14 protein-coding genes are annotated in these 19,021 nt (G+C 71.5%); 5 read left to right on the forward strand and 9 right to left on the reverse strand.

What is annotated here, in order from left to right; translation table 11 throughout:
- Positions 1-187: 187 nt before the first annotated feature.
- The 5 genes from HS041_RS33540 to HS041_RS33560 are packed head-to-tail and all read right to left on the reverse strand — an operon-like array spanning position 188 to position 5,498.
- Positions 188-2,131, reverse strand: a complete 1,944-nt coding sequence (locus HS041_RS33540) for a peroxidase family protein (protein ID WP_196444859.1) — start codon at positions 2,129-2,131, stop codon at positions 188-190.
- Entirely contained in the window at positions 2,128-2,652 is a 525-nt protein-coding gene (locus HS041_RS33545) for a hypothetical protein (protein ID WP_196444860.1), read from the reverse strand. Before HS041_RS33545 ends, HS041_RS33540 begins: the two co-directional genes overlap by 4 nt.
- A gap of 22 nt (positions 2,653-2,674) precedes the next feature.
- Positions 2,675-3,574 (reverse strand): patatin-like phospholipase family protein, encoded by a 900-nt coding sequence (locus HS041_RS33550; RefSeq protein ID WP_196444861.1) that lies wholly within the window; start codon positions 3,572-3,574, stop codon positions 2,675-2,677.
- Between the two features lie 5 nt (positions 3,575-3,579).
- The gene (locus tag HS041_RS33555; protein ID WP_196444862.1) at positions 3,580-4,494 is read right to left on the reverse strand and encodes an acetoacetate decarboxylase family protein; all 915 of its coding nucleotides are present in this window, start codon (positions 4,492-4,494) and stop codon (positions 3,580-3,582) included.
- Positions 4,491-5,498: an esterase/lipase family protein gene (locus HS041_RS33560; protein WP_196444863.1), complete on the reverse strand. Its 1,008-nt coding sequence runs from the start codon at positions 5,496-5,498 to the stop codon at positions 4,491-4,493. The genes HS041_RS33555 and HS041_RS33560 overlap by 4 nt, the downstream gene beginning before the upstream one ends.
- 197 nt (positions 5,499-5,695) lie before the next feature.
- On the opposite strand from HS041_RS33560, the gene HS041_RS40280 reads away from it, so the two are divergent.
- From HS041_RS40280 to HS041_RS33585, 5 genes are all read left to right on the forward strand, one after another.
- On the forward strand, positions 5,696-8,143 hold the full coding sequence (locus tag HS041_RS40280) for a GMC oxidoreductase (protein ID WP_196444864.1): 2,448 nt from the start codon (positions 5,696-5,698) through the stop codon (positions 8,141-8,143).
- Positions 8,144-8,552: 409 nt separating this feature from the next.
- The gene (locus HS041_RS33570; protein ID WP_196444865.1) at positions 8,553-9,629 is read left to right on the forward strand and encodes a polyprenyl synthetase family protein; all 1,077 of its coding nucleotides are present in this window, start codon (positions 8,553-8,555) and stop codon (positions 9,627-9,629) included.
- Positions 9,630-9,842: 213 nt separating this feature from the next.
- Entirely contained in the window at positions 9,843-11,261 is a 1,419-nt protein-coding gene (locus tag HS041_RS33575; protein WP_196444866.1) for a family 2B encapsulin nanocompartment shell protein, read from the forward strand.
- Positions 11,261-13,459 (forward strand): terpene synthase family protein, encoded by a 2,199-nt coding sequence (locus HS041_RS33580; protein WP_196444867.1) that lies wholly within the window; start codon positions 11,261-11,263, stop codon positions 13,457-13,459. Before HS041_RS33575 ends, HS041_RS33580 begins: the two co-directional genes overlap by 1 nt.
- Positions 13,456-14,799: a family 2B encapsulin nanocompartment shell protein gene (locus HS041_RS33585; protein WP_307845571.1), complete on the forward strand. Its 1,344-nt coding sequence runs from the start codon at positions 13,456-13,458 to the stop codon at positions 14,797-14,799. Before HS041_RS33580 ends, HS041_RS33585 begins: the two co-directional genes overlap by 4 nt.
- A gap of 93 nt (positions 14,800-14,892) precedes the next feature.
- On the opposite strand, the gene HS041_RS33590 is transcribed toward HS041_RS33585, so the two are convergent.
- The 4 genes from HS041_RS33590 to HS041_RS33605 all read right to left on the reverse strand — a co-directional run bounded on the left by HS041_RS33590 (position 14,893) and on the right by HS041_RS33605 (position 19,004).
- Entirely contained in the window at positions 14,893-16,533 is a 1,641-nt protein-coding gene (locus HS041_RS33590; RefSeq protein WP_196444868.1) for a GMC oxidoreductase, read from the reverse strand.
- Between the two features lie 121 nt (positions 16,534-16,654).
- Positions 16,655-17,167, reverse strand: coding sequence for a carboxymuconolactone decarboxylase family protein (locus tag HS041_RS33595; protein ID WP_196444869.1), 513 nt, complete (start codon positions 17,165-17,167; stop codon positions 16,655-16,657).
- A complete protein-coding gene (locus HS041_RS33600; RefSeq protein ID WP_196444870.1) occupies positions 17,164-18,243 on the reverse strand; it encodes an NAD(P)H-dependent amine dehydrogenase family protein in 1,080 nt (359 codons plus the stop codon). The genes HS041_RS33595 and HS041_RS33600 overlap by 4 nt, the downstream gene beginning before the upstream one ends.
- A gap of 59 nt (positions 18,244-18,302) precedes the next feature.
- Positions 18,303-19,004: a rhomboid family intramembrane serine protease gene (locus HS041_RS33605; protein ID WP_196444871.1), complete on the reverse strand. Its 702-nt coding sequence runs from the start codon at positions 19,002-19,004 to the stop codon at positions 18,303-18,305.
- Positions 19,005-19,021 lie beyond the last annotated feature (17 nt).

Genomic DNA, 19,021 nt, shown 5'->3' on the forward strand with positions numbered 1-19,021 from the left:
GACGCCGCACCCTACCCGCAGGAAGGCGTTTCACCGGTGACGAGCCGACGGTGTTACGGCGCCGCCGAGGCACCGGCGATGCGGGCGCGAACGCTGCGCCTGCGGATGCCGGGCAGCGGGCCGTGCGGCCCGCCGTCAGGCGCCACCCGTGCGGCGCGTCGTCAGGCGCCACCCGTGCGGCGCGTCGTCAGGCGCCACCCGTGCGGCGCCACGGGGCGAACCCGTTGCCGACGCCGTGCAGAGCGGGCCGGAGTTCGGGATGGTGGCGCAGGAGCACCGAGATCATGGTGTTGTCCGCGATCCAGTCCAGCCCGGCCCGCGTGTAGATCCGCTCGGTGTAGTCGGCGGTGAAGAACCGGTCGCTGTTGAGCCGCCTGGAGGCCATCAGGATGAAGACGCGGAAAGCCGTGTCGCTGAAGGCGAATCCCTCCGGCCGCCTCTCGGCGAACATCCCCACGGTGAGGTCGACGTCCTCCAGCCGTCCTCCGTACACCTCGCGCAGCGCCGCCGCCAGAGCCGGATCGTCGGTGAGCGTTTCGAAGCTCCGCGCGGGCGGCAGATGGAGCAGCCTGCGGAACTCGTTGTAGCGGGGCACGCCGAGCTCGCGGCAGCGCAGGATGTCGGTCGCCGCCAGGTCCATCGGCTTGCCGTCCGGCCGCACGAACTCCTGCAGCATGCGCGGGAAGTTGTTCAGGACGATCGCCCCCGGATGCTCGGTCCCGAAGGAGTACAGCAGGTCGGCCGCGGAGACGGCCGACGCGACCTCCAGGGCCTCCGGGCCGGACAGCTCGCGCAGCGTGCACCGGCGGATGCCGGAGTCGTCCCGCGCGGAGCGCAGGCTGTAGTCGTCGGGCATCAGCGGATGCATCCGGTAGACGGCCACGAACTCCTCGGTGAGGCTGTAGGGAACCCCGAAGTGGTCGGTGGGCGCGCCCGGGATACCGCTGATCACCTCGCTGCTGCTGAGCCTTCCCAGCGCCCTGCTGATCCGCTCGGAGGCCAGGCCCCACCAGTTGGCCCGCAGGCCGATCACCGCCGTGGGATGGCTGATGATCGCAGGCGTCCACTCCACGGTGTGGATCTTGGCGACGAGCGCGGCGTTGATCAGCCGGGCGCGCTCGAACAGCTCGTCGTCGTCCCAGTCCGGGTACTCGAGCCGGAGCCGGTCGCAGATGGCGTTGTGCTCACGGGTGAAGAGGCCGTGCAGCATCACCAGGCCGAGCCAGAACCCCGGCTCCAGGGCCGGGTCCGCCTGGCCGTCCCCCATGGGCCGGGCCCCCCGCGGGCGCAGGTGCAGCTTCCCCCCGGCACCGGTGCGGGCCGCGCGCTGCTCCTCGGCACCGCTGCCGTAGATCATCGACAGGTCCCACCAGTGCGAGACGGTGTTGAGCGACGTGACGGGCCCGTCGTATCCGGGCGGGCGGGTGGTGTCGGGGCGGACCCGCGGGATCGTCATCCACGGCTCGGGCCAGTCGTCGCCCGGCTCCAGCGGGACGCTCCAGGGGTCCTCGGACGGGCTGCGCCCGTGGCTGAACCAGTCCCTGATCATGAACTGGAGCCACGCCGCCGCGAGGACGTTGAGGCTGCCCGCGGGCTGGAACCGGGTGCGCGTCATGAGACGGCGGCTGACCAGGCGGGGGTTCGGGGTCATGATCCGCCCGGGTGGCTCGGCGTACGTGCTGCCGAGCGGGACGTTCCTCCCGAACCGGGTTCCGGCCATGCCCATCGTGGGATGGCCGACGTCGTTGTAGGAGCCGTCGGCGGTCCGCCGCACATCGTGGCGGGCGGAGTCGGGTGCGGGCTGCGGCGCGCCGACGGCGGGCAGCCGGCCGGTATCGTGCAGGTTCCGCTTCCGCAGCCGGTTCCGGATCCCCACCAGGACGGCCAGGCCGAGCGGAGTGGGCAGCCGGTCCCAGCCGAACCGGTGGTCGAGCATCTCGGCCAGCGTGTCGTAGACGCTCCAGAACCACGAGCGGCGGTAGCCCGACCCGGTGACGGGTCTCTCGCGTTCCGCGGGCGCGCCGGTGGCCGGAGGGCCGGAGAGCGGTGCGCGATCGGCCGGCGGGGGCCGGTCGGCGGACCTCCGCACCGCCGGGGCGGTGCGGGGCCCGGTCGCGTCGCGCGGCCTCATCGCCGGCTCCCCACCGGCCGGCTGTCCGGCCGATTCGAGGCGGCCTGCCGGATCTCGCTGTCCCGCGTCCTGCCCGCCAGCGTGCCCGCCGCTGTCTCCGCCGCTGTGTCCGTCGTGGTTCCGGCGCCCGGGGCGGTGGCGGACCGCCGGGGGCCGCGGGCCGTCGCGAGGGCGGCGAGCGCGAGCGCGGTGTTGACCGCCGACAACCCGGCGGCCGCGGCCGCTCCGCGCCACGGCACCTGCCCGGACCGGCCCGCGGCGAGCGCGGCGAGTGCGTCGCTCGCGTGGACGAGGGGAGCCGAGCGCAGCGTCCGCGGGTGCCCGGACAGCAGGTCGAAGCCCATCACCACGGTCCGGATGCCGAAGAGCCGCAGGAAGTAGGGGGCGGCGGGATTGCGCCCGGGATCGGCCTGCAGCCGGCCTGTGATCAGCCCCGGTGCGAGAAGGGCCGTCGCGCCCATGACGATGCGGACGAACGCGAGCGCGCGGCGTGCGCCACCCGTGGTGCTCCGGTGGTCCATCGCTTCTCCTGAAGGTCGTCGTTCATACCGGGTTCAGGGCGGCCTTGCGCAGGTGCCCCGTCCTGGCGAGGTGGTCCCGGGCGGCGATCCGGCCGATCTCGATGGTGGGCCGCATCTGCCGCCTGCTGCGGAAGAAGAGGTAGCCGACGGGGATCGGCCCGGCCGGTCGCAGGATGTGCACGGTGACGTGGCGCTGTCCCGGTGCGGCGGTGCCGGCCGCGACGCGCCCGTTGACCTCCTCGATGCGGTCGAGCTCGCGCTTGAGGTTGCCCGTGGCACAGATCTCGAAGATGTGTCCGAAATGGTTCCAGAACCCGCCGCGCCACTCGGGCCGGTCCTCGATCGCCCAGATGAGCCAGATCTCGTCGGCGCCCTGCCGTACGGCCTCGGCGAGGTTGGCGTCGTTGAGGAGCATGGCGTCGAGATAGAGCGTGCCGTCCCTGGCCACCGGCGGGACGACACTCGGGACCGCGTCGACGGCCAGGAAGTAGTCGAGGTCCATCTGCGTGTGCGGGATGGTCTTGATCCGCTTCGTGGTGAAGTCCACCACGTTGAACGTGGCCGTGATCGGATGCCCGGCGACCTCCCGGCAGGCTCTGATCCTCGCCAGGTCGATGCCCCACTTGGGGAGGATCCTGCGCACCGCCGCCTCCTGCGTGAGCAGCGACGGCAGCTTCCAGAACGTCAGATAGCGCCACCACGGGTGGAAGGAGAGGAACTCCCTGGGCGAGAGGTCCCCCCAGGCCGCGGCGACCTGCCCGGCGGAGCGGCCCGACAGCAGCATGCCGAGGTTGAAGACCGATCCGCTGGTGGCGTCGATGTGGTCGAACTCCAGATCCGACTCCTCCAGCAGCACGTGCAGGGCGCCGGAGGCCCAGCCGATCTTCGCTCCGCCTCCCGCCAGGACGAGTGACCTCTTCACGGCGGTCATCCGCTTCCGGCGTACTCGCGCGGTCCGGGAGCCCGCAGCAGGCGGTCGCTGCGGACCCGGTCGGGGGGCGGCAGCCGGCCCTGCCCGAGGCCGAGGCCGACCACGCTCTCCAGGCCGTCCTCGGGCGGGCCGGGCACGGTGTCCGAGGTCAGGAACCACGTCTCCACGTGGTCGTCGAGCACGCCGCGCATGGCCGGCACGAAGGCGGTCACGAGCGGCCGGCTCCCGATGTCCAACTGCTTCATCCAGGCCACCCGCTCGTGGTCGCCGAGGAGGAGGCGGCCGCCCGGACCGCCCCCGAACGTCACGCCCATCCGGCCGCGCATGGAGATGGACGACTTGGCGAGCATGCCGCGGAAGCATCCGTACCCCACGCCGTTGAACCGCAGGGGCAGCCGGGTCAGCGCCGGGCGGGGGACGTCGATGCGCATGACCAGCTGCCCGTCGAGGTCGTACTGGCTGCTGACCGTGGTGTCGCCGACGACGAAGTCGAGGCTGGCCCGTCTTTTGGGCATGCCCCAGATGCCGAGTCCGCCCTTGACCGAGATCTCGGTGCTCACCGGCAGGTCGTAGATGTAGACGCCGGTACCGAAGACGGGGCCGAGCAGGAGCGGCAGCAGGGGCGGTGCCGGCCGGTCGCCGCGCGTGCACAGGACGCCGATGCAGAACTCCACGTAGGTGCCGATCGTGGTGTCCTGGTAGTCGACGACCGCGATCAGCAGCAGCCCTCTGCCGCGGATCCGGCACGGATGCAGCTCCCGCGGTAGTACGGCCCGCGCGCCTTCCGGGTCGATGGGATAGGCGGCCAGCAACGCCGGGCTGCCGCGCGTCCCCACCGGCATCCGGAAGGGGATGCCGTCGACGTTGGCGAAGCGGCCGGCGGTCCGCCGGCGTCTTCCGGGTGAGATCATGATCCCTCCCCGCGGCGCGCCCCGGAACCGGCCAGCTCCTCTGCGATCAGAGGGAAGACGTCGCGATGCGCGCGCCCGCCGAAGAAGACGTCGAGGTGGCTGTAGCCCGGCAGGACGTGCAGGGCGTGGCGGCGGGGCTGGAAGCCCGAGAAGAAGTCGTAGGACCGGCGCTGGCTCTCCGGCAGGAAGCAGCGGTTGCGCTGCCCCGCCAGGAAGACGATGCGGGCGTCGGTCCGGGGCTCCTGCGCGGTGTAGTCGTCCGGCAGGCCGTCGAGGTGCTCGTAGGCCACCAGATGGCCGCGCCGTACGCACCGGTCCATCTGCCGGAAGAACGTCAGCGGCACCGGGCCGAACTCGTCCGGGATCCAGGCGTCGTGCGTGACGCCGTCGAGGTTCTCGTGCCGCCACAGGGCGGGGAACCCGCTGCCGTAGGTGAAGCTCACCAGCTTGCAGACCGTGCTGGCGCACTCGTGGTGGCCGGCCTTGACCAGCAGGGTGATCGCCGTGGCGGCCCCCGGCGGCGGCCGGTCCCCCCACGAGGGGTCGAGATAGGACAGGAACCGGCCGGCGATCGGTACCGCGTAGCGGAGCTTGGCGCGCGACCAGAGCGGCACGACCGGATGCAGGGACACCGCGTTCGTGATGATCGTGTCGACCTGGGGCACCAGCCCCGCGCAGGCGGACATCATGAACGAGGTCGACCCCTGGCAGTGGATGATCGCCTTGACGCGGTCCGCCCCGGTCTCCTCGACGACCTTGCGCACCGCGGCCGGATGGTCGTGGAGCGCGGCCTGGTCGAGGGTCCAGCGGTTGGGCGGCAGATCGATGCTCGCCCGCCAGTTCTCCAGCCAGACGTCGTGCCCCCGTGCGACGAGGGCGTCCACGATGTTCGTGGGCACGGGCGCGCGGAACACTCCGGAGCGCACTCCCGCGCCGTGGACGAGGATGACCGGGGCCCTCGTGGGCGGGCTCGGCCCCTGGACGTTGACGAGGTTGAGGCTCATGCCGTCGCCGGCGGTGAAGGGTATGACACGCTCGCGCGTAGCGAGTTGCTGGTGCATGGTGATCGCCGCGATCCCGGGCTCCGCGAGCCGGACGCCCGGACCCGGGCTGCCCGCTCCGGTGCTCCTGTCACTGGTCGGTTACTCTTCATTGTGTACCTCCCCCCGTGACTTGACAAGGTTGACCACGGGGGGTCGGAGTGGACGATCATGGTCGTTACCAGGGAAAACCCTCTGGGCACGAGCAGGTGGACGTCGTCGTCGTGGGTTCGGGATTCGGTGGGGCGGTCGCGGCCCACCGGCTCGCGTCGGCGGGCCTGAGGGTGGTCGTGCTGGAGCGCGGCAAGCCGTACCCCCCGGGCTCCTTCCCGCGCACGCCGGCCGCGATGGCCCGCAACCTGTGGGATCCGAGCGAGGGACTGCACGGGCTGTTCGACCTGTGGAGCTTCCGGGGGGCCGGGGCGGTCGTCTCCAGCGGGCTCGGCGGCGGCTCGCTGATCTACGCCAACGTGCTGCTGCGCAAGCCCGAGCACTGGTTCGTGCGGGAGAGCCCGCTGCCCGGCGGCGGCTACGAGCACTGGCCGGTCTCCCGCGCCGATCTGGACCCGCACTACGACGCGGTGGAGCGGATGCTGCAGGCCCAGCGCTATCCCTTCGCGCTGCCGCCGTACGACGCGACCGCCAAGACCCACGCCATGCGGGAGGCCGCAGAGCGGCTCGGACTGGAGTGGGAGCTGCCCCCGCTGGGGGTCGCCTTCGCCCCGGAACCGGGAGCCCGGCCGCTTCCCGGCCTGCCCGTCCCGGACGCGCCGTACGGCAACCTGCACGGGTTGCCGCGCACGACGTGCAGGCTGCGCGGTGAGTGCGACCTGGGCTGCAACGACGGCGCCAAGAACTCCCTCGACCACACCTACCTGTCGGCCGCCGCGCACGCCGGCGCCGACATCCGCACGCTGCACGAGGTGCGGGGGATGGCCCCGGTTCCCGGCGGGGGATACGTCGTGCGCTACGTGGTGCACGATCCGCACGACGAGGGGCGGCGGACCCGCACCCGGCGGCTGCCCCTGCGCACGATCACGTGCGACCGGCTCGTCCTGGCCGCGGGCACGCTCGGCACCACCTACCTGCTGCTGACCAACAAGTCGGCGTTCCCCGGCATGAGCCGCAGGCTCGGCACCCGCTTCAGCGGCAACGGCGACCTGCTCACCACGATCCTGCGCGCCCGCGACGACGCCGGCCGCCACCGGTCGCTGGAGGGCAGCCGCGGGCCGGTGATCACCAGCGCGATCCGCGTGCCGGACGCGGCCGACTCCGGCCGCCGGATCCCGGGCCGGAGGGGTTTCTACGTCGAGGACGCCGGCTACCCTCCCCTCGTCGAGTGGCTGGCGGAGTTCGCCGGGGTGCCCGGCCAGTTCAGGCGCGTCGCCTTCTTCGTCCTGGGAAGGCTCCGGGCGGCCCTGACCCGGTCCCCGCAGACCCGGATCAACGCCGAGCTGGCCGCGCTGCTCGGTGACGGGCACCTGTCCGACGGGTCGCTGGGGCTGCTCGGGATGGGCCGGGACATACCCGACGGGCTCATGCGGCTGCGCCGCGGCTACCTCGACGTCGACTGGACGACGAAGACGTCCATGGCCTTCTTCTCGGAGATGCGCTCGACCATGCAGGACATCGCCCGGGTCCTGCGGGCCGGCTACCGCGACAGCCCGCTGTGGCTGGCCCACAGGGTGATCACGGTGCATCCGCTCGGCGGCGCCCCCATGGGGCGGCATCCCGGAGAGGGCGTCGTCGACGGGTACGGTCAGGTGTTCGGGTATCCGGGACTGCACGTCCTGGACGGCGCGGCACTGCCCGGTCCCGTCGGCGCCAACCCCGCCCTGACGATCGCGGCGTTCTCCGACCGGGCGTGCGAACACATCCTCGACGCCTCCGCTCACCTGAGGGCCCACCCGGCCACCCGCCCGGCGGCCCGGCCGGCCGAACGCGCCGGGGCGTCCCCCGCCCCTGTCGCGCACACGGCCCCGCGCGAGGCGACGAGCCTGAGCTTCACCGAGGAGATGCACGGTCATGTCTCCCTCGGCGTCGCCGACCCGGCCGAGGGGGAGCGGCTGGGCCGCGAGAACGGCCACCGGCTGACGGTCCACCTGACCGTCACGATGGACGACGTCGACCGCTTCGTGACGGACGCCGGGCACGAGGCCGCCATGACCGGGTGGGTGAGCTGCGACGAGCTCGGCGGCGAGCACCTGCCGGTGTCCGCCGGGTGGTTCAACCTCTTCGTGAAGGGCGGCGATCCGACGCGCCGGCGGATGCTCTACCGCCTCCACTTCACCGACGCCGGCGGCAACCCTCTGACCCTCGTCGGGCACAAGGACGTATGCGACGATCCCGGCGTCGACGTGTGGCGCGACACCTCCACCCTCTACGTCCAGCTCCTCCAGGGGCACACGACGCCCGCCGGGGACGCGGACGCCCCGCTCGTCGCCGCGGGCGTCATCACGATCCACCTGTCCGACTTCCTCCGGCAGCTCACGACGTTCCGCACCCGCGGACCGGACGGGCCCGCCGGCCTGGCGCGGTTCGGCAGATTGTTCCTCGGCGAGCTGTGGGAGACCTACCACGATCTCGCGGCCGCGGCGCGAGTGCGCTGAGGTTCCGCCGGAGACCCGGCTCCGGGCCTGCGGATCCGGGGACCGCCCGCGGGTCGGCTCCGTTTCGGACAGCCGACCCCAACCGGATTTCAAAGCCGCGGCTCGGACGATTTCTACGTCTGGGTCTGTGAGTGCTTTTCGGGCGGTGAACGGTCGCTTTTGGGGCGACGATTCGGGTGCGGTGTGATGAAAAATCACGTTATTTCGTGCATTTCTTCCCGCGAATCATCTGCCCTGGTGAGGGCCTGGATCCCCATGTGACATGTCATGGCGAATCAGCGGCGCATGGGGCATGCGGATCAATAAGCGTTTACAGGAAAAAAGCTCGACTATCGGAAGGAGTATTTAAATCCTTGTTGTCATTAGGTAGTTTCTTTACGTCAACCATCTAGTCAGGGAAGGACCGCCCATGACGGCGGAAGTCGTGGAGACGTCGGTGGCCAGGATCATCGATCGGGTGCGGCGGCAGGTCGACGATCGGCTGGTCCGGTTCCTGGATGCGCATCTCCCCCCGGTGGACGACCCCGACGTGGTCGAGGGCTACCGGCTGCTCCGGGAGTTCGTGGTCGACGGAGGAAAGCGGATCCGGCCGATCCTGTGCTACTGGGGATGGCGCGGCGCCGGTGGTGAGGACCACGGGGAGGAGCCCGCCATCTGCGCCGGCGCGGCGCTCGAACTCTGCCACGCCGGTCTGCTCATCCATGACGACATCATGGACGGCAGCGACCTGCGCAGGGGACGCCCGACGATCCACCGCAACCTCGCAGGCTCGGACCGGCAGCCCGCCGACCGGGGTTTCGGCAACTCCGCCGCGATCCTGCTGGGCGTGCTCGCCCAGGCGTGGGCGGACGAGCTGCTGGGCGAGGTCGGAGTGGACGAGGCGCGCACGCGCGCGGTCCGCATGCTGTTCTACCAGATGCGGATGGAGGTGATCTCCGGGCAGTACCTCGACCTCCTGGCGCGCATACGCGAGGACGCGGGCGTCGACCACGCCTTGACGGTGATCCGCTACAAGACGGCGAAGTACACCGTCGAGCGGCCGTTGCAGATCGGCGGGGCGCTCGCGGGCGCCGAACCCCCGCTGCTGGAGGCGTACTCACGCTTCGGCCTGCCGCTGGGAGAGGCGTTCCAGCTGCGCGACGACATCCTGGGCGTCTTCGGCGACACCGCGACGACCGGCAAACCGGTCGTCGACGACCTGCGGGAAGGAAAACAGACCGTCCTGATCGCGCAGGCGTTCGACCGGGCCCGGGGCCCGCAACGCGACCAGCTCCGTGCCTGGTACGGCAACCCGGACCTGGACGAGCGGCACACGGCCGTACTGCGGCAGGTCATCGTGGACACCGGAGCGCTCGCCCACGTCGAGTCGCTGATCGCCAGGCGGGTCGACGAGGCGCTCGGCACACTGCGCGACGGCGCCATCCCCGCGCAGGCCCGCGAAGCGCTGACGTTGCTGACCGGCCGGTTGACCGACCGGGTCCTTTAGGAGAGGCGGCCACGGGACGCGTCCCGCCGGCTGGGGCTCCGGCGCGCCCTTCCCCGGCCGGCCGCCGCGACTCCCCGGCCGGCCGCCGCGACCCGGGGGCGCCCGGCCCTCCCCGCCTTCCGACTCCCGCCTTCCGACCTCCGCCCGCCGACCGGGCGGAACCAGTTCCCCGACAGTCGGCCACCGGCCGAACACAGATGGGTGGTATGCGCCATGACCGAGCCCGCGATCTCCAACGACTCCCGCGCCGCCTCCGGCGAGCCTCGCGACAACCGGCTCAGCCTGGGGACCGGAGCCGCGCGCAACCTGGCCACGACGACCAAGACCCCGCCGCAGATGCAGGCGATCACCTCACGGCATCTGCTGCGCATGCTGCCGTGGGTGGAGGCGGTGGGCGGCGCCTACCGGGTCAACCGGCGGCTGACCTACCAGATCGCCGACGGCAGGGTGACCTTCGTCTCCACCGGGGCGCAGGTCCGGGTCATCGCCGCCGAACTGTGCGAGCTCCCCGCGCTGCGCGGGTACGGCGACGCCGACGTGCTGGCGCACCTGTCGGACCTCTTCGTCCAGCGGGAGTACGAGGCCGGTCAGGTGATCGTGGAGGCGGGCACCCCCGTGGACGAGGTCTTCCTCCTGGCCCACGGCAAGGTCGACAAGCTCGGCCAGGGAGCCTACGGCAGCCAGACGCTGCTGGGCGTCCTCGCCGACGGCGACTACTTCGGCGAGCAGGCGCTGGTGGGCGCCGACACACGGTGGGACCACACCGTCAAGGCGGTCACCGCCTGCACGACGCTCGTCCTGGCCCGGGACGCCTACGAACGGCTCGTCGCCCGTACGGAGAGCCTGCGCTCGTACCTCCAGCGGTTCCAGGACCACCCGGACAGGCCGCAGAACGCCTACGGCGAGGCGGAGATCGCGCTGGCCTCGGGTCATGCGGGGGAGCCGGCGCTGCCGGGCACGTTCGTGGACTACGAGCAGGCCCCGCGCGAGTACGAGCTGAGCGTGGCGCAGACGATCCTGCGGGTGCACAGCCGGGTGGCCGATCTCTACAACGAGCCGATGAACCAGACCGAGCAGCAGTTGCGGCTGACCATCGAGGCGCTGCGCGAGCGTCAGGAGGACGAGCTGGTCAACAACCGCGAGTTCGGGCTGCTGCACAACGCCGACCTCACCCAGCGCATCCACACCCGCTCCGGCCCGCCCACCCCCGACGACCTCGACGACCTGCTCGCCACCGTCTGGAAGAACCCGACCGTCATGTTCGCCCACCCCAAGGCGATCGCCGCGTTCGCGCGCCAGTGCAACAGCCAGGGCATCTACCCGCAGAGCGTGGAGGTCAACGGGCAGAAGGCGCCCGCCTGGCGCGGCGTGCCGATGCTGCCCTGCAACAAGATCCCGGTCAGCGGTGGCGGCCTCAGCTCGATCATGGTGATGCGGCTGGGGGAGAAGGAGCAGGGCGTGGTGGGCCTGCGCCGTACCGGGCTGGTGGACGAATACGAGCCGGGCCTGTCGGTGCGTTTCATGGGCATCGACGACAAGGCGATCATCTCCTACCTGGTGACCGCCTACTACTCGGCGGCCGTCCTGGTCCCCGACGCCCTGGGGATCCTGGAGAGCGTCGAGGTCATGTGATGGCCCCCTACGAGCTGCCGGACTTCTACCTCCCGCATCCGCCCCGGCTCAACCCGCACCTGGAGACCGCCCGCGCGCACACCCGAGCCTGGGCGGCGCGGATGGGCATGCTCGACGACCCGGCCATCTGGGACGAACGGCGGCTGGAGGCCATGGACTACGGGCTGATGTGCGCCCACACCCATCCCGACTGCGCGGCCGCCGAGCTCGACCTGATCACCGACTGGTACGTATGGGTGTTCTACTTCGACGACCACTTCCTGGAGACCTTCAAAAGGAGCCGGGACGTCAAGGGCGCGCAGGCCTACCTCGACCGGCTGGACGCCTTCATGGCCGACGACCCGCCCGAGCCGGCCAACCCGGTCGAGCGCGGCCTGGCCGACCTGTGGCCGCGCACCGTGCCCGCCATGTCCCCGGCCTGGCGGCGCCGGTTCGTCCGGGTCACCCGCGACCTGATCCAGGAGTCGATGTGGGAGCTGTTCCACATCGAGCGCGACGCGGTCTCCAACCCGATCGAATACATCGAGGAACGCCGCAAAGTCGGCGGAGCCCCGTGGTCGGCCGCCCTCGTCGAGCACGCGGCCGGCGCCGAGCTGCCGGCCCGGCTCGCCGCGAGCAGGCCCGTCCGCGTGCTGACCGAGTCGTTCGCCGACGCCGTGCACCTGCGCAACGACCTGTTCTCCTACGAACGCGAGGTGCGGCAGGAAGGCGAGCTGTCGAACTGCGTCCTGGTCTGCGAGCGGTTCTTCGGCTGCGGCACGCCGCAGGCGGTGGAGATCACCAACGACCTGCTCACCTCGCGGCTGCACCAGTTCGAGCACACCGCGCTCACCGAGCTCCCGGCGCTCTTCGCCGACGAGGGGGTCGCTCCGGCCGAGCAGGAACGCATCCTGCGCTACGTCGCGGGACTGCAGGACTGGCAGGCCGGCGGCCATGCCTGGCACGCCGCCTCCAGCCGCTACACCAAATCCGGCCGTCCCGCCGGGATGCTCGGCATGAACGTCTCCCGCGCCCACCTCGCTGGCGCGGGCGGGTTGCGCAACCACGCCCACACCCCCCACGCCGAGGTCGAGGTACGGCTGCCGCAGCCGTACATGCCCTTCCAGGTGCGCGACAACCCGCACGTGGAGCAGGCGCGGGCCGCCGACGCGGCGTGGTGCGCCGCGATGGGGTTCTTCGACCCGGTCCCCGGCATCCCGGCGACCGCGCTGTGGACCGAGCGCCAGCTCGCCGGGCTCGACCTCGCGCTGTGCGCCTCGGGCATCGACCCTGACGCCACGGCCGAGCAGCTCATCCTGGCGACCGACTGGCTGGCCTGGGGCACCTACGGCGACGACTACTACCCCCGGGTCTTCGGCACCGCCCGCGACCTGACCGGCGCGAAACTCACCAACCGGCGGCTGAGGGAGTTCATGCCGCTGGATCTCTCCCCCGTCCCGGTGCCGCTCAACGGCGTGGAGCGCGGTCTGGCCGACCTGTGGCCGCGCACCGCGGGGCCGATGCCGGCGCAGTCGCGGCGCGCCTTCCGCACCGCGGTCGAGGACATGGTCGACAGCTGGCTGTGGGAGCTGGCGGGCCACGCCCAGAACCGCGTCCCCGACCCGGTCGACTACATCGAGATGCGCCGCATGACCTTCGGCTCCGACATGACCATGAACCTGGCCAGGCTCGCCCCCGGCCGGCGCATCCCCGCCGAGCTCTACCGGACCCGCGAGTTCCTCGGCATGGCCAACGCCGCCCAGGACTACGCCTGCTTGGTCAACGACCTGTTCTCCTACCGGAAGGAGATCCAGTTCGAGGGCGAGCTGCACAACGGCGTCCTGGTCATGCAGACCTTCTTCGACTGCGACCCGCAGGAGGGGGTCGCGATCGTCGACGCCCTGATGACCTCCCGGATGAGGCAGTTCGAGCACATCACCACCGTCGACCTGCCCGCCCTGCTCGACAGGATCGAAGCCGGCGACCCGGTCCGCCGGTCGGTCGACGGCTACGTGGCCGAGCTGCGGAACTGGATGGCCGCCATCGTGCGCTGGCACCAGCGGACCCGGCGTTACCTCTCCTCCGAGCTGGTCCGCCCCGCGGCGGCCCGGTGGACCCAGGGACCCACCGGACTGGGCACCGCCACCTCGCGGATCGCGTCCCTGGCCTCGGGTGCGCGGGTTCCCCTCACTTCGGCGGGATCGGCGGGTGCGCGGTGACCGCTCCGGCCGGATCCTCCCCGCTGAGCCTCGGTACGGCCGCCGCCCGCAGGCTGGCGACGACGGCCAAGACCGTTCCGCAGATGCGGGAGACCACTCCCCGGCACCTGCTGCGGGTGCTGCCGTGGACCGAGGTGAACGGCGCCTACCGGGTGAACCGGCGGCTCACCCTCACCGCCGGGGACGGCAGGGTGGGGTTCGCCTCCACCGGGACCCGGGTCGAGGTCGTCCCGTCCGAGCTGTGCGAGCTTCCGTCCCTGCGCGGGTTCGGTGACATGCGAGCGCTCGGCGCGCTGGCGGGCGGGTTCGTCCAGCATGAGCTGGACACCGGCCGGCCGGTGCCGCCCGGCCAGGTGGTGCTGGTGGCGCACGGCAAGATCGCCGAGGTCGGTGCCGGGCCGTACGGCGGCCGGCGCACGCTGGGGATCCTGGCCGGCGGTGACCATCTGGGCGACCTCACCGGCCCCGGCGCCGGGGCGGCCACCGCCCTGACCCCCTGCACCGTCCTGGTGCTGTCCCGTGCGGACCTGGAGGGCCTCCTCCAGCGCTCCGGCAGTCTCCGCGACCACCTGCTCCGGCCCGGTCCCGCCCGGCCCCGCAACAGGTGCGGCGAGGCGGAGATCGCGCTGGCCTCGGGTCATGCGGGGGAGCCGGCGCTGCCGGGCACGTTCGTGGACTACGAGCAGGCCCCGCGCGAGTACGAGCTGAGCGTGGCGCAGACGATCCTGCGGGTGCACAGCCGGGTGGCCGATCTCTACAACGAGCCGATGAACCAGACCGAGCAGCAGTTGCGGCTGACCATCGAGGCGCTGCGCGAGCGTCAGGAGGACGAGCTGGTCAACAACCGCGAGTTCGGGCTGCTGCACAACGCCGACCTCACCCAGCGCATCCACACCCGCTCCGGCCCGCCCACCCCCGACGACCTCGACGAGCTGCTGTGCCGGCGCCGCAGCTCGCACTACTTCCTGGCCCACCCCCGGGCCGTCGCAGCCTTCGGGCGGCAGTGCAACCGGCGGGGCCTGCGCCCGGACGTCACCGAGATCGGCGGCGCCAAGGTCATGGCCTGGCGCGGCGTGCCGATGCTGCCCTGCAACAAGATCCCGGTCAGCGGCGGCGGCCTCAGCTCGATCATGGTGATGCGGCTGGGGGAGAAGGAGCAGGGCGTGGTGGGCCTGCGCCGTACCGGGCTGGTGGACGAATACGAGCCGGGCCTGTCGGTGCGTTTCATGGGCATCGACGACAAGGCGATCATCTCCTACCTGGTGACCGCCTACTACTCGGCGGCCGTCCTGGTCCCCGACGCCCTGGGGATCCTGGAGAACGTCGAGGTGAACTCCTGAGTCCTCCCGCAGGACGGGCATCCGGGCCCGGAGACGGCGGCCTCGGCGGACCGGCCACACGCGCCCGTGGCCGGCCGCCGCATCAGGCCGTCGTCACAGGTCGGTGGCGATGATCTTTTCGATGTTCCGTTCGGCGAGCGCCGTGATGGTGACGAACGGGTTGACGCTCGTGTTGCCCGGGATCAGCGAGCCGTCGATGACGTACAGGCCGGGATGGCCGGTCAGGCGGCCGTAGTTGTCGGTGGCCCTGTTCAGCACCGCGCCGCCGAGCGGGTGGTACGTGAGGTGGTCGCCCCAGATCTTGTAGACGCCGAAGAGGTCGGTCCGGTAGATCGTCCCCTCCCTTGAGTTGATCTTGTCGAAGATCGTCTTGGCCATGGTGATGGACGGCTGCTTCCAGGCGGCCTGCCAGTCCAGGTCGACTCTGCCCGTTGCGGCGTTCCAGGAGAACCGGGCGCGGTTCGGGTTGTTGGTGATCGACAGGTAGAACGAGGCGTAGGTCTCGATCCCGGTGGGCAGCGGCGCGACCTCGGCGAACGCGCCGCCGGCGGACCAGTTGTCGATGCCGCAGCAGGGGATGGCCGACTGGAGCGCGCCGGTCGGATCCCACATGTGGTTGGCGCGGCCGCACATGACGTTGCCGTTGTCGCCCCAGCCCCTGCCGATCTCGTCGTTCAGGGCGGGCAGCGCGCCGGTGGCCTTCAGCCTGACCAGAAGCTTGCTGGTGCCGACGCTGCCGGCGGCGAAGAACACCCGGTCCGCGGTCACGGTCTTGGTGGCCGTGGTGCCCCCGCCGGTGCTGATCTGGTCGATGACGACCGTGTAGCCGCCACCGGTCGCCGGGGCGACCGAGGTGACCTTGTGCAGCGGTGAGATGGCGACCCTGCCGGTGCTCCTGGCCCGGGCGAGGTAGGTCTGCTGCAGCGACTTCTTGCCGTGGTTGTTGCCGTAGAGGATCTCTCCGGCCAGCGCCGAGCGGGTGACGGTCCCGGCCGCCTCCTGCTTCATGTAGTCCCAGTCGTACACGTCGGGCACGAAGACGAACGGGAAGCCGGAGCGCTGGGCGTGCTTGCGGCCGACCCGGGCGTACTGGTAGCAGGCGGTGGAGTCGAACCAGGCCGGGTCGACGGTGCCGACCCCGAGCTCGGCGTTGGCGCGCGGGTAGTAGGTGCCGTACATCTCGTCGGCGTTCACCGACGGGAGCACCGCGCCGAAGTTCTCGCGCCGGGGGGTGACGGCCATGCCGCCGTTGACCAGCGAACCGCCGCCGACGCCGCGGCCCTGGTAGACCGTGATGCCGGCGAAGTCCTCGGCGTCGAGGATCCCGGTGTAGCGGGGGATGTCCCTGTCGATCGGGAATCCGAGGAAGTAGTTGAGGGGTGCCTTGGTCCTGGTGCGCAGCCAGTAGGACCGGTAGTCGGGCTCGCGCGTGTTGCAGAAGATCTTGCCGTCGGAGCCGGGCGTGTCCCACGCCATGCCCATTTCGATCATGTGTACGTCGACGCCCGCCTGGGCGAGACGCAGGGCGGCGACGGAGCCGCCGTAGCCGGTGCCGATCACCAGGACCGGGACGTGGGAGCCGGTGGCGATCGGGGCCGCCGCGGGTACGGCCTCCGCCCGGGCGGAGGCGTGACCCGTCAGGGCGGCGGCTCCCAGGATGGAGCCGGTTCCAGCGATGAACCTGCGGCGCGAGATGTCTGCGGGGCTGTTGCGGACCTGGGCTGTGTTGCTCATGCGAGGTTCCTCACCCTCAACAAAACGAGAACGGGGTATATGTTTTCTCGCGCCTCAGCTCACTGCATGCCCATGGTGATTCGTGGCCGGCGCCTGCCCGGAGTGCCGGGCAGGCGCCGGGTCAACGCGTATCCGCCCGCGTGGTGGAGGGTGACGGGCCGCCCGGTAGCACGCACACGGTGTCGAGGCCCAGCACGTGGTTGAGCCGGCCGAACGCCAGCCAGGAGCCGATGCTCATGCTCAGTTCCACGATCTCGCGCTGGCTGTAGTGCGCGGTCATCCGGTTCCAGAACTCGTCGTCGAGACCGTGGTGGTCGAGGGCGTACCGTTCGGCGTACTCGGCGGCCAGCCGGGTGCGCTCGTCGAAGGCGTCGGTGGTGCGCCACCCGGTCACCGCGTCGGCGAACCCCTCCTCGACCTTCTGCCCGTCCCGCTCGGTCCGCCAGTCGAGACAGAAGGCGCAGCCGTTGATCTGCGCGATCCGCAGCCGCGCGGCCTCGAACTCGCGCAGTCCGAGGGTCGTGTGGGCGTACACCGCCAGGGAGAAGTTCGAGGCGGCGACGCCGATGCCGGGGACCATCTCGCCCCACACGTATCCGATCGCGTCCTTGCCCTCGGGGACGTCGATTCTCATGGCCGTTTCCTTCCGAGCCTGCCGGTCGCCGGACGCAGCGGGACGTCGAGCGCGTCGTAGAGACCGGGTTCCGCGTCCGCGAGCCAGTCGATGGCGTTCACCAGGCGGCCGACCGCGGTGGCGTTCCCGCCCGCGGACCGGTTGCCGCCCTCGTCGGTGGCCTCGACCGTGACCTCGATGCGCGGGCGGCCCTCGATGACCACCCGGTGCGCCCCCTCGCCGTCGGGCGGCGTCGGCCAGTCCGGTGCGCAGGACGGGTGGATGCGGGTGACGTGCTCGATGACGATGCGGGGCTCGCCCCCCACGACGCCCTGCACCTCGAACCGGACGGCGCCCTGGGTGCCGGCCTCGAACTCGCCCATCGTCTTGGTGCTCACCGTGGCGTCGAGCGGGCGCCGGTCCACGGTCTCGCGGATCTCGTCGAGTGCGACGCCGAGGGCCCTGGCCATCAGCCGTACCTGTCCGCCCCACACCATGGTCGGGACCGTCGGCGCGATCATCGGCGGCTCGTAGTCCATCGGCTGGCCCATGCCGACCAGGTACCGGACGGAGTCGGGCTGGTCGTAGGTCGAGTAGTCGAAGATCTCCTGGCAGCGGATCACGTCGATGGCGGTGCCGAGCCCGCTGACCAGCAGCGGCAGCACGTCGTTGCCCCAGCCGGGGTCGACGCCGGAGACGAACAGCGAGCCGCCGCCGTCGGCGATGGCGGCGAGGATCGGATCCCGCAGTTGCGGCGGGGCGTTGCGCTGGTCGTAGAGGGCGTACAGCGAGGGGGTGACGACCACGGCTCCGGCCCGGATCGCCCTGACGATGTCGGCGAGGGCCTCGTCGGGGCGGATGTCGCCGGAGGCCGCGTACACCACTGCGCGGGGACCGGCGGCCAGCGCCGCGTCGACGTCATCGCTCGCCGCGATCCCCAGGGGGTGGCCGAGGTCGCCGAGGTCGCCCGCGTCGCGGCCGACCTTGCCCGGGTCGTGGACGAGCACGGCCGAGAGTTCCAGGGCCGGGTGGGCGTCGACGGCGCGGATGGCCGCGCGGCCGACGTTGCCGGTGCCCCAGACGATCGTGGGGAGCATGCATTGAACGTAGCAAGCGCTTGGTTAGCTGTATAGTGTCCCACCGTCCCGGACGGCCGTCAGAGGAACCGGGCGGCGACGGCGAGGACCACCAGGATGACCGCCGTCGTGGTGAGGATCGCGGTGCGCAGGCCCGCCGCGTAGGTGTGGGCGAGGGCGGCCACCGCGCCGATCAGGAGGCCGCCGGCGTGGGCCGCCACGGACATGCCGGGGAGGACGAAGGTGGTGACGACGCCGAAGGCCAGAAGGATCGCGGGAAGCCAGAGGTCGAGGCGCTGCTTGAGGCAGGCCACCAGGAGAGCCGAGAAGAGACCGAAGACCGCTCCGGAGGCGCCGGCGGTCAGGGATCCGTGGGCGGTGTAGTACACGGCCAGGCTCGCGCCGAAACCGGACAGCACGTACGTGACCAGGAGCGGGACCGAGCCGAGCGCCGGTTCGAGACGGCGGGCGGCGAGCCAGAGCAGGACCATGTTGGCGAACAGGTGCAGGAGGCCGTAGTGCAGGAACAGGGTGGTGAACAGGCGCCAGTACTCACCGCCGTCGACAGCCTCGCCGCTCATCTCGCCCCATTCGTGCAGCGGGCTGACGCCGTCCAGCAGGATCAGGCCGGGGTCGAAGCCGTCGGCGATGGTGATCATGACGCTGGCCGCGACCGCGACCAGCACGTTGACGGCGATCAGCGCCCTCATCACGGGACGCCGGGCGCCGGGCGGCGCCGCCTGCGGGGCGGTCGTTCCCGGGGTCAGCTGGTCGTTGCTCATCTGGGCCTCCTGTCGGG

It is taken from the genome of Planomonospora sp. ID67723, assembly GCF_015711605.1.
GTDB lineage: Bacteria > Actinomycetota > Actinomycetes > Streptosporangiales > Streptosporangiaceae > Planomonospora_A.